The sequence below is a fragment of the Thermoanaerobaculum aquaticum genome (assembly GCF_000687145.1).
Lineage (GTDB): Bacteria > Acidobacteriota > Thermoanaerobaculia > Thermoanaerobaculales > Thermoanaerobaculaceae > Thermoanaerobaculum > Thermoanaerobaculum aquaticum.
On sequence record NZ_JMFG01000008.1, the window covers coordinates 44,568 to 57,314 of the forward strand.

14 protein-coding genes are annotated in these 12,747 nt (G+C 64.2%); 2 read left to right on the top strand and 12 right to left on the bottom strand.

Annotated elements, in window-relative coordinates; genetic code table 11:
* The first annotated feature begins 4 nt into the window (after positions 1-4).
* A complete protein-coding gene (locus EG19_RS03415) occupies positions 5-715 on the top strand; it encodes a glycosyltransferase family 2 protein (RefSeq protein ID WP_053334827.1) in 711 nt (236 codons plus the stop codon).
* Positions 712-996: a lipid-A-disaccharide synthase N-terminal domain-containing protein gene (locus EG19_RS03420; protein WP_038047536.1), complete on the top strand. Its 285-nt coding sequence runs from the start codon at positions 712-714 to the stop codon at positions 994-996. Before EG19_RS03415 ends, EG19_RS03420 begins: the two co-directional genes overlap by 4 nt.
* Before the next feature lie 22 nt (positions 997-1,018).
* On the opposite strand, the gene EG19_RS03425 is transcribed toward EG19_RS03420, so the two are convergent.
* The 12 genes from EG19_RS03425 to EG19_RS03480 form a co-directional block, all read right to left on the bottom strand.
* Positions 1,019-1,720, bottom strand: coding sequence for an urease accessory protein UreH domain-containing protein (locus tag EG19_RS03425; RefSeq protein WP_053334828.1), 702 nt, complete (start codon positions 1,718-1,720; stop codon positions 1,019-1,021).
* Positions 1,721-1,729: 9 nt separating this feature from the next.
* The gene (hypE, locus tag EG19_RS03430; RefSeq protein WP_038047538.1) at positions 1,730-2,734 is read right to left on the bottom strand and encodes a hydrogenase expression/formation protein HypE; all 1,005 of its coding nucleotides are present in this window, start codon (positions 2,732-2,734) and stop codon (positions 1,730-1,732) included.
* On the bottom strand, positions 2,731-3,825 hold the full coding sequence (gene hypD / locus EG19_RS03435; protein ID WP_038047539.1) for a hydrogenase formation protein HypD: 1,095 nt from the start codon (positions 3,823-3,825) through the stop codon (positions 2,731-2,733). Before hypD ends, hypE begins: the two co-directional genes overlap by 4 nt.
* Complete coding sequence (locus EG19_RS03440; protein WP_038047541.1) at positions 3,822-4,046, bottom strand: HypC/HybG/HupF family hydrogenase formation chaperone; 225 nt, start codon at positions 4,044-4,046, stop codon at positions 3,822-3,824. The genes hypD and EG19_RS03440 overlap by 4 nt, the downstream gene beginning before the upstream one ends.
* On the bottom strand, positions 4,037-6,394 hold the full coding sequence (gene hypF / locus EG19_RS03445) for a carbamoyltransferase HypF (RefSeq protein WP_053334829.1): 2,358 nt from the start codon (positions 6,392-6,394) through the stop codon (positions 4,037-4,039). Before hypF ends, EG19_RS03440 begins: the two co-directional genes overlap by 10 nt.
* Positions 6,352-7,014 (bottom strand): hydrogenase nickel incorporation protein HypB, encoded by a 663-nt coding sequence (gene hypB, locus EG19_RS03450; RefSeq protein ID WP_038047543.1) that lies wholly within the window; start codon positions 7,012-7,014, stop codon positions 6,352-6,354. The genes hypF and hypB overlap by 43 nt, the downstream gene beginning before the upstream one ends.
* On the bottom strand, positions 7,011-7,370 hold the full coding sequence (locus EG19_RS03455; protein WP_038047546.1) for a hydrogenase maturation nickel metallochaperone HypA/HybF: 360 nt from the start codon (positions 7,368-7,370) through the stop codon (positions 7,011-7,013). Before EG19_RS03455 ends, hypB begins: the two co-directional genes overlap by 4 nt.
* Positions 7,371-7,411: 41 nt before the next feature.
* Positions 7,412-7,933: a hydrogenase maturation protease gene (locus EG19_RS03460; RefSeq protein ID WP_053334830.1), complete on the bottom strand. Its 522-nt coding sequence runs from the start codon at positions 7,931-7,933 to the stop codon at positions 7,412-7,414.
* A 15-nt stretch (positions 7,934-7,948) separates the two neighbouring features.
* Positions 7,949-8,686: a Ni/Fe-hydrogenase, b-type cytochrome subunit gene (gene cybH, locus EG19_RS03465; protein WP_053334831.1), complete on the bottom strand. Its 738-nt coding sequence runs from the start codon at positions 8,684-8,686 to the stop codon at positions 7,949-7,951.
* A 10-nt stretch (positions 8,687-8,696) separates the two neighbouring features.
* On the bottom strand, positions 8,697-10,421 hold the full coding sequence (locus EG19_RS03470) for a nickel-dependent hydrogenase large subunit (protein WP_038047549.1): 1,725 nt from the start codon (positions 10,419-10,421) through the stop codon (positions 8,697-8,699).
* Between the two features lie 15 nt (positions 10,422-10,436).
* Complete coding sequence (locus EG19_RS03475) at positions 10,437-11,546, bottom strand: hydrogenase small subunit (RefSeq protein ID WP_038047551.1); 1,110 nt, start codon at positions 11,544-11,546, stop codon at positions 10,437-10,439.
* Positions 11,547-11,743: 197 nt separating this feature from the next.
* On the bottom strand, positions 11,744-12,556 hold the full coding sequence (locus EG19_RS03480) for an SDR family oxidoreductase (protein ID WP_038047554.1): 813 nt from the start codon (positions 12,554-12,556) through the stop codon (positions 11,744-11,746).
* Positions 12,557-12,747: the final 191 nt, after the last annotated feature.

The following is a 12,747-nucleotide window of genomic DNA, read 5'->3' on the forward strand; positions in this document are numbered from 1 at the left end:
CGCCGTGAGCGAGCTGGCCTATTCGGTGGTGGTTCCGGTGCACAACGAGCGCGAAAACGTAAAGCCGCTGGTGGAAGCGGTGTTGCCGGTGATGGAAAGCCTGGGAAAGCCGTTTGAGCTTCTTCTGGTGGACGACGGCTCCACCGATGGCTCTTCCGAGCTTTTGGACCAACTAGCTGCGGAGGAACCCCGCCTGCTGGTCTTGCACTTTGAGAAAAACTGCGGGCAATCGGCGGCGCTGGCCGCCGGTTTTGCCCACGCCCGGGGGGAGGTCATCATCACCCTGGACGCGGATCTGCAAAACGATCCCCAGGACATCCCGGCCCTGCTGCCGCTCCTTTCCCAGTACGACGCCGTGGTAGGCATCCGTCAGGTGCGGCACGATTCTGCCTGGAAGCGCTTTTCCTCACGCTTTGCCAACGCTGTCCGCAACTGGCTTACCCGCGAAAACATCAAAGACACCGGCTGCCCCTTAAAGGTTTTTCGCGCCGAAGCCATCAAGAAGGTGCGCATGTGGAACGGCGCCCACCGCTTTTTGCCCACGCTTTTGAAGCTTGAGGGGTTCACGGTAACGCAGGTCCCGGTCCGCCACCGTCCCCGTCACGCGGGCAGGTCGCACTACGGGACTTGGGACCGCGCCTTCCGCGGCCTGCGGGACGCTCTCGGGGTTCGCTGGCTGCAGGATCGGGCTATTTCCTGGAGGATCAAAGGATGAACGTGCCGCCCTTTTGGCTCATGGCCTTTGGCTTTCTGGGCCAGGCCCTGTTTTCCGCCCGCTTCATCGTCCAGTGGCTGGTTTCCGAAGCCAAAGGCAAGAGCGTCATCCCCATGGCCTTTTGGTACTTTTCCGTGGCCGGCGGGGCGGTGCTTTTGATTTACGCCGTCCTTCGCCACGACCCGGTTTTCACCGTGGGCCAGGCCGCCGGCCTGGTGGTTTACATCCGCAATTTGGTGCTCATCCACCGGGAAAGGAAACAGCAGGCCCAGCCTGCGTAAAGAAAACCGGCAGAGCTTTCCGTTACAAGCCTAAAAACAGCACCGCCAGGCCGGAAAGGGCAATCACCGAGCCGGCCAGGGCGTGGGACCAGCGCTCCAGGCCGGCCAGGGGCAGGCGCTCCACACCGGCCCGGAGCAGCAGCACCGCAGTCACCATGGTCACCAGCGTCACCAGCGAAAACACGGCGCCGGCGGCAGCGGCCACGTCCCACCGGCCGCGGCTGGCCGGCACCATGAAAAGCGGGATGAGCGGCTCACAGGGGCCAAAGGCAAAGATCAAGAAGAGCGACCAGAAGGTCAAAGGCGAACTATGGCCGTTTTGGTGCTGGTGGGGATCGGTCCCCCGGGGGTGGATGTGCACGTGGTGGTCGTGGGCATGCAAGGCCAGGCGATGGTGATGCACCAGAGCCCTCCTCGTGCCCCAAACCGCGTAGGCCAGGCCAAAGGCCACCAGACCCCAGGCTGCCACGCTGCCGCGCACTTCCTCCAGAGCCGTCACATGGGCCAGCCCCGCGCCCAGCGCGAGCCCCAGAAGCCCCAGAAGCAGCGAGGAAAACACATGCCCCACGCCGCAAAAAAGCGTCACCCAAAAGGTCTTCACCCCGCTCCAGCGCTGGGCCCGGGCCAGCATGACAAAGGGAACGGTGTGGTCGGGCCCCGCCAGCACATGGACGAAGGCCACCCCGGCGGAAGCCAAAAGCAAGTTCAACGTGAGCCCTTCCACGGTTTCCTCCTAGCAAATGCGCGGTAACTCGGCCCCGGAAAGCAAATCCAGGGGGCGAAGGGTGCCGAAGGCGGTGCGCAGCACCACCGGTGCCTCCCCGGACTGCCGCTGCCGCACCGCTCCCACCACCTGCGCCTGCTGGCCCAGGGGGTGCTCCCGCAGGACCGAAAGCGCCTTTTCCCCTTGCCCTGCCGCCACAAAAGCCAAGAAGCGCCCCTCGCAGGCCACGTAGAGGGGATCCAAACCCAAAACCTCCATGACGGCTTTGACCGGCGGTCGCACGGGAATCGCTTCTTCCTCCAGCTCCACCCGCAACCCCGTGCGTTCGGCCACCTCGTAGCACACGGTGGCCACCCCACCGCGGGTGGGGTCATGCAGGGCGTGAACCTCCACACCCGAGGCCAGAAGGCGCTCCACCAGCGGCCAGAGGGGAGCCACATCCGAGGCCAGCTCCCCGCCCAAACCGTGGCGGGCCGCCAGAACGGTGGCGCCGTGGTCCCCCACCGGGCCGGAAACCAGCACCTCGTCGCCGGGGACTACCAGGCGGTCGGAAAGGGGAACGCCCTGCACAGCGCCCACACCGGCGGTGGTGACAAAGGCGCGGTCGCCCTTGCCCCGGGGCACCACCTTGGTGTCCCCGGCCACAATGCTCACGCCCGCTTCCCGGCAGGCCCGCGCCGCCCCTTCCACAACGGTGCGCAAAAAGCCCTCCTCGGCCCCTTCCTCCAGGATCAGGGCCCAGGAAAGCGCCAGGGGTTTGGCCCCCACCATGGCCAGGTCGTTTACTGTGCCGCACACCGAGAGGTAGCCCAAATCGCCCCCCGGAAAGATGGGTGGGTCCACCACAAAGGCATCGGTGGTGAACGCCAGGTGTCCGGAAACCGGCGGCAGCACCGCGGCGTCAGCCAGCTCGTTTAAGCAGTCGTTGGCCAGAGGGGGCAAAAAGAGCGATTTGACCAGCTCCCGGGTGAGCCGGCCACCACCACCGTGGGCCAGGACGATCTTGCCGCTCATGCTGCCCCCGCAAACCGCTCGTGGCGGTACCAGGCCGCACAGGCCCCTTCTGCGGAAACCATGCACGCCCCCACCGCGGTGTCGGGGGTGCAGGCGGTGGCAAAAAGCGGGCACTGGGGAGGGTCAATAAGCCCGCGCAGCACGTCCCCACACCGGCACCCGGCCGGTTCCCGCGGGGTGGGCCAAGCCACCGGGAACTGCCCGGCATCACGGGTTGAAAACCTCTCCTGCAGCGCCAGGCCGGAGCCCGGGATGTCGCCAAGCCCCCGCCAGCGGGCATCGCAGGGTGCAAATACCTCCTGCACCATGGACCAGGCCGTGGGGTTGCCCTCCTCCCGCACCACCCGGCCGTAGAGGTTTGCCAGCTCCGCCCGCCCTTCCACCACCTGCCGGGTGAGCTCCCGCACGGTGCGCAAAACGTCCACCGGCGTGAAACCGGAAATCACCGCAGGGATCGGGTACTTGGCCAGCACCGGCCGGTAAGCCCGCGCCCCAATGATCACCGAAACGTGACCGGGGAGGATGAGCCCGTCCAGGCGCAACGTGGGATCGGCCAAAAGCGCCTCCAAAGCCGGCGGCATGACCTTATGGCCGGAAAGCACGAAAAAGTTCGCCAGGCCCCGCTTTTCCGCTTCCAGCACCGCCGCCGCCACGGTGGGGACCGTGGTTTCAAAGCCCACGCCCAGGAAGATGACCCGGCGGTCGGGGTGCGCGGCTGCCAGCTCCACCGCATCCCGCGGGCTGTACACCACCCGCACGTCGCACCCGGAAGCCCGGGCTTGTTCCAAGGACCCCGAGCTGGCCGGCACCCGCAAGAGATCGCCAAAGGTGGCCACCAGGTTTTTGGCCTCCTGGGCCAGGGCCATGGCGTGGTCCACGTAGCCCACGGGGGTGACGCACACGGGACACCCCGGGCCGGAAATCAAGCGCACGTTGGCCGGCAGGAGCCTCCGCAAGCCCGCCGCAGCAATGGCGTTGGTGTGGGTGCCGCACACCTCCATGAAGGTCACCGGGTGGGGGAGCTTCTCGGCCAAAGCCGCAATGTCCCGGGCCAGGGAACGGACCAGCTGGGGGTCAGAAAAGCCGTTCATGCTTCCTCCGCCGCCAGCGCTTCCCGCAGGAGGGCAAGCGTTTCTTCGGCTTCCCGCTCATCTACCTGGGCAATGGCGTAGCCCGCATGCACCAGGACGTAGCTCCCCACTTCCGCTTCCGGCAGCAGCATGAGCGAAACCTCCCGCCGCACACCGGAAAGCTCCACTTCCCCTTTCAGCTCCTGGCGACTCACCAGCTTCATGGGCACCGCTAAGCACATGGGCCACCTCCTTGGAATACTGGGCGCGTGCCGCGCGCCAAAGCTACCGCCGCCACCACCGCCTGACCGTAGCTTAAACCCCCGTCACCCGCCGGCAGGTTTTCCGGGAAAAGCACGGTAAAGCCCCGGGATTCCAGCTCCCGCCGGAGGAAGCTGCGAAGCAGGCGGTTGACCATGCACCCGCCGCCGCAGGCCACAAGCCTCCTGCCAGCAAAAACCCGCTCGGCCAGCGCTGCCAAAAGCCAGGCGAAGCTGGCATGAAACTCCGCCGCCAGGCGTCGCCGGGAAAGGCCAGCAAGACGCCTTTTTGCCAGCTCCACCAAAAGCCCATCGCTGCGAAGGACCGGTTCCCGCAGCAGCTCCTGCAGATGGGGCCAGGGTTTGGCCGGCCCGCGAAAGAGGCTTGCTACCGCTTCCAGCCGCAAGGCCTGCTCCCCTTCATAGCGGTTCACCTCCCCCAGCCCCAGGATGGCCCCCGCCGCCTCAAATACCCGGCCAGCACCGGAGGCCAGAGGCCAGGGGTTCTTGACCAGCGGCACCAGCTTTTCCAAGCGCTCCCGCTCCCGGGGGAAAAGCTTCCACGCCAGCTTTTCCTCGCCCGCACAGGCAAGGGCCGCCACCGCCACCCGAAAGGGTTCCCGCACCGCGGCCTCTCCCCCCAGAAGCGGCAGGGGCCGCAGGGACCCCAGCCGCCACCATCGCAAATCCCCGGAAAGCGCCAAAAGCTCCCCACCCCAGGCGGTGCCATCCTCCCCGTAGCCGGTGCCGTCAAGGGTGATGGCAGCCGCTTCCTGCCCTTCCCGGGGAAAAGCCCGGTGCTCCCCCAAAACCGCTGCCGCGTGGGCCAAATGGTGCTGCACCGCCAAAACCTCCCCGCCCCGGGAGGCGGCAAGCCTCTCCCCCCACAGCCGCGAGGGGTAGTCGGGGTGGGTGTCCACCGCCACCACCTTGGGCTGCACCTGGAGGAACTCCTCGAGATTGGCAGCCACCTCGGCCAAAAAGAGGCGGGCCAGCTCAGTGTCCAAATCCCCCACGTGCTGGCTTACGAAAGCCTCCCCTTCCACAGCTACGGCCACCGTAGCCTGCAGGAAGCCGCCGGCGGCCAAAACCGGTTCGGGGGTAGGCTCCGGCAAAGGCAAAGGTGCCGGCACGTAGCCCCGGGAGCGGCGAACCAGGTAGGGCCCCTGGGGGTGGCTGCGGGCCACCGAATCATCCACCCGCCGCACCACATCGCGGTTGTGCACGAGAAAAGCGTCGGCAATGGTGGCCAGCCGCGCCAAAGCCTCGCGGTTGGTGCGGCAAATGGGCTCATCGGAGGCGTTTCCCGAGGTCATGACCAGCGCTTCGTAAGGGGCATCCCGGAAGAGCTCCACGTGGAGCGGCGTGGTTGGCAGCATCACCCCCAGATCCGCAAGCCCCGGGGCCACCGCCGGGGCCACCCGCGCCTGGCGGCGCCGGGGAGCCAGCACAATGGGGGCTTCCGGCGAGGTGAGTAGCGCTTCTTCCGCAGCTTCCAGCGCCACCAGCTCCCGGGCCACCGAAAGCTCCCGCACCATAAGGGCAAAGGGCTTGGCCTGGCGGTTTTTCCTCTGGCGCAGCCGGCGCACCGGGCCTTCCCGGTCGGCCCGGCAGGCCAGCTGAAACCCGCCCAGCCCCTTGACCGCCAAAATCTTCCCCGCCGCCAGAAGCTCCCTGGCTTTTTCCAAAGCGCTTTGTTCTTCCGCCAAAAGCCTCCCATCCGGCGCCAGCAACGTGAGCCTGGGGCCACAAGCGGGACAGCACAGAGGTTCGGCGTGAAACCGGCGGTCTTGCGGATCGGTGTACTCCCGCTGGCAGTCTGGGCAAAGGGGGAAGCAGGCCATGGCCGTCCGGGAGCGGTCATAGGGCAGCGAGATGGCCAGCGAGTAGCGCGGCCCGCAGTTGGTGCAGGTGGTGAAGGGGTAGTGAAAGCGGCGGTTTTTGGGGTCCTCCATGTCCTGCCGGCAATCCCGGCACAGCGCCAAATCCGGGGGGACCAGGGCTTGCTTTCGCCTCCCGGGGAGGCTTTCCACCACCGAAAAGCCCTCCTCACCGCGGAGGGGAAGCTCCTCGCGCTGCACGCGCTCCAACCGCGCCCGGGGGGGCAGGGCAGCGGGAAGCGCGCGGACAAACCCTTCCACCAGCTCCGCTTCCCCCTCCACCTCAATCACCGCCCCTTCCGGCGAGTTGGCCACAAAGCCGGAAAGACCCCAGGCCACGGCGTGGCGGTACACCGCCGGGCGAAAGCCCACCCCCTGCACCACGCCGGTGCAGGTGAGGCGCACCCTCAGGCGCGCTTGGCGACCAGCGCGTGCTCGAGCTTCCGACACCACGCCTCCATGCCCTCGCCGGTTTTGGCCGAAACCCGCAAGATTTCCCCGTGGGGGTTTAAGGTGCGGATTTGCCGTTCCACCGCCTCCACATCGAAGTCCACGATGCCCAAAAGGTCAACCTTGGTGAGCAAAGCCACGCTGGCCCGGGCAAAGATGGCCGGGTACTTGAACGGCTTGTCATCCCCTTCGGTTAAGGAAAGCAGCACGACCTTAAAGTCCTCGCCCAAATCGTAAGAGGTGGGGCAAATGAGGTTGCCCACGTTTTCGATGAAGAGGATGTCCAGCGCCCCGAAGCCGGCTTTTTCCAAAGCCCCTTGCACCTGCCGGGCATCCAAATGACACGCCCCGCCGGTGAGGATTTGGTAGGCGGGAAGCCCCAGCTTCCTGATACGATCGGCATCCCGCTCGGTGGCAATGTCCCCCACCAGCACCGCGGTTTTGAGCTTGCCGGAAAGCCGCGCCAGGGTGGCTTCCAAAAGCGTGGTCTTGCCCGACCCCGGCGAGGAAATCAGGTTCACCACCAGGGTTTTTTCCTGCAAAAAGCGGGTGCGCAACGCTTCCGCCGCCTGGCGGTTGGCCTCCAGAATTTGCGCGCGTACGTCTGCCGTGGGACTCATGGCTTTTCTCCATCCACCTCAAACTCCACCTGCACCAGGTCCAGCTCGTTGCCCCCTTCCACCAAAAGCGGGGCCCCGCAGGAAAGGCACAGGGGAACCCAGGCCCCGGGAGCCCGGGCAACCGGTCCGCAGGTGGGGCAAAACTGCCTGGCTGGCAAAAAATCCACCTCCAAACGCGAGCCCTCCGCCGGACCCCCAACGGTGACCGCTTCCCAGGCGTAGCGCAAAAGCTCGGGCTCCACCGCCGAAAGCTCCCCCACCGCCACCTTCACCCGCAGGATCCGACTGCCGCCGTGCTGGGCAAGGACGGTTTCGCTGGTTTTCAGGATTTCCAGGGCAATGGAGGTCTCGTGCATGCCGCCCCATGCTAGCGAAGCCCGGCCCTCGCTGCCAAGCGTCAAAGCTTGCTCGCCCCGGAGCTGGGAATTTCCACCCCGATGGAGCGCGCCAGCTCAAGGACAAAGGCCTCAACCTTACGAAGCAAGCTCGGAAAGCGCTCCTGCAGGGCTTGGGAAAGGCCTATTCGCGTTGACACCTCACCGGCAGTGACAACCCCCAGCCAGACTTTCGGTGGTAACGCGCCGGTAAGCTCGGCGGCAGCCAGCAGCTCCAGCGCACTGCCCTCGTGGGTGGAAAGGCCCCGCGCCCGCCCCCAGTGGGGCGGAAGCGGCCAGGAAAGCCATTGGAGCTCTCCGGGGACCTCACCCCGCATGGCATCCAAAAGCACCAGGGCCTGTCGCCCTTCAAGATAGGGCAGCAAGGCCAAACCCAAAGTACCGCCGTCAAGCACCTCCGCGTGCGGTAAGCAGCGCGTGGCCAGCTCCCTGGCCAGCAGAACACCCACGCCGTCGTCCGCCAAAAGCACGTTGCCCACCCCCACCACCAAAATGGGAGCCGGAGGCGGGGGTGGGCCCATCATTGACCGACAGGAGCTTCAGGAGAGCCAGGTGTCGTGATCAATATCCCCCTCCTGGTAGAACTTCTCACCGGAAATCATGGCGGAAATCAAACCGTTTTTGTACTGGAGGCCGTCGTAGAAGACGATGTACACGTGCAGAATGGCAAACACCACAAAGCCCCAGGCAAAGAAGTGGTGCCACGTGCGGGTCGCCATGGACCCGCCCAACAGCGGAATAACCCAACCCACCAGCTTGTCCCAGAACCCTCCAGGGTTGGACTCCGAGTACAGGGCAAGGCCGGTGAAGATCTGCGCCCACCCCAGGGCAATCACGAAAACCGTGTACACCAGCCCACCCAGGGCGTTGTGACCCAGGTGAACGTGGCCCTTTTGCAACTTCAGGTAATCGGTGGTCTGGCGCCAGAGGTCTTTCCACCACTGTCGCCGCCAAATGAAGGGGAAACCCGAACGGGCGTAGTTGTTGCCCATCCAAAACCAGTAAATACGCCACAGGAAGTTGACCAAGAAGATGAACGCGGTGGTGAAGTGGATCTTGCGGACCCATGCCATCACGAAGTTGCCGTAGGGCTCGCCGGCGGGGGCCAAAAGCGGGGCGGCAATGTAAAGGCCGGTGAGGAACAAAACCGTCAGGCACACCGCGTTAACCCAGTGAAACACGCGGATGGGCCACTCCCACACGTACTTGCGGCGAAAGTAGCGGTGTGGTCGTGCCACCACATCGTTGGGATCCAGAGGCTCCACGTAGGTCGTCATAGACACCTCCCTACCGCACCACCACTTCGCTCAAAAGCTCGCCTTCGGGTCCCAAAAGGTGCGACGCGCACGCCAGGCAGGGGTCAAAGGAGTGAATGGTGCGCAGGATTTCCACCGGCTGCTTGGGATCGGCCACCGGTGTGCCCAAAAGCGCGGCTTCGTAAGCCCCGTGCTGCCCCTTGCTGTCCCGGGGCGAAGCGTTCCAGGTGGAGGGCACCACGATTTGGTAACGGGCAATCTTGCCGTCCTGGATGTGCACCCAGTGCGCCAGGGCCCCGCGGGGAGCCTCGGTAAAGCCAAAGCCCTTGCAGGACTGCGGCCAGGTGCTGGGATCCCAGCGCTCGGTGTTGGCCACCGCCCGGTCCCCGGCCTTGAGGTTGGCCACCAGGCGGTTGTACTCCTCCATGAGCCAATGGACGGCCAGCTTGGTCTCCAAACCCCGGGCCGCGGTGCGACCCAAGGTGGAGAACAGCGCCCCAGGAGGCACACCCAGCTTGCCCAGGGCTTCGTGCACAACCTCCTTGAACTCTTCCTTCCCCGAGGCGTAGCCCACCAGCACCCGGGCCAGAGGTCCCACTTCCACCGCGTGCCCTTTCCACCGCGGGGACTTTAGCCACGAGTAGGCTTTGCTCTCGTCCAGGTACTCGTAAGGCGGCCTGGGCCCGGTGTAGTGGGGCTGGGTTTCGCCCTCGTAGGGGTGCAGCGCCTGTTTGCCTGCGGGGTACTGGTACCAGGAATGAGCCACCTCCTCGCGGATTTGGTCGGGGTCCTCCAAATCCACCGGCAGCACCTCGTTAAGGTTGCGGTTGAGGATGACCCCCCGGGGGAAGCGGAAGCTGGCCGGATCCGACGGGTGGGTGAGGGGCAAGTCGCCGTAAGCCAGGTAGTTGCCCAGCCCGGCACCGATGCCCGCCCATTCCGGATAGAAGGAAGCCACAGCCAGCAAATCCGGCAAGTAGAGGTGCTCGACAATAGCAAAAGCCTCTTCGATTTTTGCCTTTACCAGGTTGAGCCGCTCCACGTTGATGGCGTTGTCGCTTTCCAGGTCAATGGCACAGGCCATGCCGCCCACCAGGTAGTTGGGGTGCGGGTTTTTGCCACCGAACACGGTGTGGATCTTGATGATTTCCTTTTGCCAGCGCAGCGCCTCCAGGTAGTGTGCCACCGCCATGAGGTTGGCTTCCGGCGGCAACTTGTAGGCGGGGTGACCCCAGTAGGCGTTTTGGAAGATCCCCAGCTGCCCCGATTCCACAAAGCGCTTGAGTGTGGCCAGCACATCGCTGAAGTAGCCCGGCGACGAGTAGGGCCATTTGGGCGAAACCTTCTGCGCCAGCTCCGCCGTGGCTTTGGGATCCGCCTTGAGCGCCGACACCACATCCACCCAGTCCAAAGCGTGCAGGTGGTAAAAGTGAATCACGTGGTCCTGCACGTACTGGGTGAGCTCCATGATGTTTCGAATGATTTCCCCGTTGGGGGGAACCACGATGCCCAAGGCGTTTTCCACCGCTCGCACCGAAGCAAGGGCGTGCACCGTAGTGCAAACCCCGCAAATGCGCTCACAAAAAGCCCAGGCGTCGCGGGGATCGCGGCCCTGAAGGATGATCTCCAGCCCCCGCCACATGGTGCCCGAGGACAGCGCCTCGCGGATCCTGCCATCCTCACCCAAAACCGCTTCAATGCGCAGGTGACCCTCAATGCGGGTCACCGGATCCACCACGATCCGTTCTTTGGCCATGGTCCTCCCCCTTTCTTACTCTTCCTTGCTGGCGGCTTGTGCCCGCTCTTTTCTTATTTGCGCGATCCTTTTCACCGCAAAAGAGGCAAAGTGCGCGGCAACACCCACACCGGCGGCCACCGCCACGGTCTTGCCGATTTCATCGGCGGTAGCTTCCACCCCTGGCAACGGCACCGCGGTCAACCGCTCGTAAAACGGTCCGTTGTCCCAAAAGTTGGCCTCGGAGCAACCAATGCAGCCATGGCCAGAACCAATGGGGAACGAAACTCCATTGTTCCACTTGAACGTGGAGCACGAGTTGTAGGTCATGGGGCCCCGACAACCCATTTTGTACAGGCACCAGCCCTTCCGCGCACCTTCGTCGTCCCAGCTTTCCACGAACTGACCGGCGTCAAAGAAAGCCCGGCGGTAACACTTGTCGTGGATGCGCTGGCCGTAAAACATCTTGGGTCGTCCAAAGCGATCTAACTCCGGCAGGCGATCAAAGGTGAGGATGTAAGTGAGCACCCCGGTCATGACCTCGGCAATGGGTGGACAGCCGGGGACGTTGATCACCGGCTTGTCTTTGATGAGCTCATGGACCGGCTTGGCGCCCGTGGGGTTGGGCTTGGCCGCCTGCACACAGCCGTTGGACGCGCAGGAACCCCAAGCAATCACCGCCATGGCGCCTTTTGCCGTTTCTTGCAGGATTTCCAAAAACGTCTTCCCCGCCACGGTGCAGTAAATGCCCCCATCCTTTGTGGGCGCATTCCCTTCCACCGCCAGCACGTAGCGCCCGGGATACTCCCGCATGATCCGCTCGCGGATTTCTTCCACCTGATGCCCTGCCGCGGCTTGCAAGGTATCGTCGTAATCCAGCGAGATCATGTTGAGCACGATATCCGCGGCAATGGGATGGGAGGAGCGAATGAAGGACTCACTGCAGCAGGTGCACTCCAGGCCGTGCAGCCAAATGACCGGCAGCCGCGGCTTGGTCTCCAGCGCTTCCACCACCCGCGCCACCTGCGAAGCGGGTAGGCCCAGGGCAGCCGCGGTGACGGTGCAAAAGCGCAAGAAGTCCCGGCGGCTAACCCCATGACTGGAAAGAACCTCATAGGTCGTTGGCCACTTTCCCTTTTCCCCCATAGGCACCTCCTGAACTTGTCTTTAAGGCTAAGACCCGGCCAGACTCTTGTCAAGAGCTTGTATGTCACATCAGATCGTCATTAAAACGTAAATTAAGTCGCAACGACCTCAGTTAAAAGCATCTCTTTTGGTTAAAATAGCTTGCACTTTTGACCGGCGATTTTGACCTAGCGCACCGAAGCCCGCAAAAGCTCGCGCTAGTTACGTCCGGGCTGGCGGCGGGCCTGTGAGCGGGAAACCAGAGCCCGGGTAAGTCGGGGGAAGTGCCGGGCCAAAAAGACCGCCAACTTCCCGTGCCCGGTGACCACCAGCTCGGGCTTCCGTTTCAAAATCGCCCGCACCATGAGCTTGGCGGCCTTTTCCGCCGGCATGATCAGCCACGGTGGCACAGGATCGGGAGCTTCCGGGCGCAGGATGCCGCGGTTGTCCACGCGGCGAATGTTGCTTTCCACAAACCCCGGGGAAATGAGCACCACGCTTACCCCGTAGGGACGCAGCTCTCCCCGCAGGCTTTCCGCCAACGCCCGCACCGCAAACTTGCTCATGGCGTAAGCTGAAGCCCCCGGAGTTGGAAAGTAACCGGAAACCGACCCCATGATGGCCAGGACCCCGCGGCTTTCCTTGAGCGCCGGTAAAGCGGCCTTCACCGTGCGGATGACCCCGTACACGTTGGTTTCAAACTGGCGCTCAAAGTCCTCGAGGGTTAACTCCTCCACCCTCCCCACCACGCCAAAGCCGGCGTTGGCCACCACTACGTCCAAACCCCCGAGGCTTTCCCTAGCAAAGGCCACCGCTTTCTCCACCGAAAGGGAATCGGTCACGTCGCACACCACCGCTTGCGCCCAGCCACCCTGGGCGCGAATGCCCTGGCAAACCGCCTCCAGGCGCTCTTGGGAGCGAGCCGCAATGACCACTTTGGCCTTGAGCTGAGCAAAACGCCGGGCCAGAGCTGCCCCTATCCCCGATGACCCTCCGGTAATAAAAACCCGCAAACCCGCTGCGTTTCTCATGAAAGCATTCTTTCGGAAAAGGCACGGTTTGGCAAGAACACAACCGCCAGCAAACGAATCTTGCAACCCTATTAGGCAAAACCAGCATCCCTGTTGACAAATTGTCTTGTGTGGATAGCATGTGCCCTGAGGATGCACACGAGGTCCTGGGTCGCGGTCATCGCAGCCTGGTCTCTTTGGGTGTTCCCCAA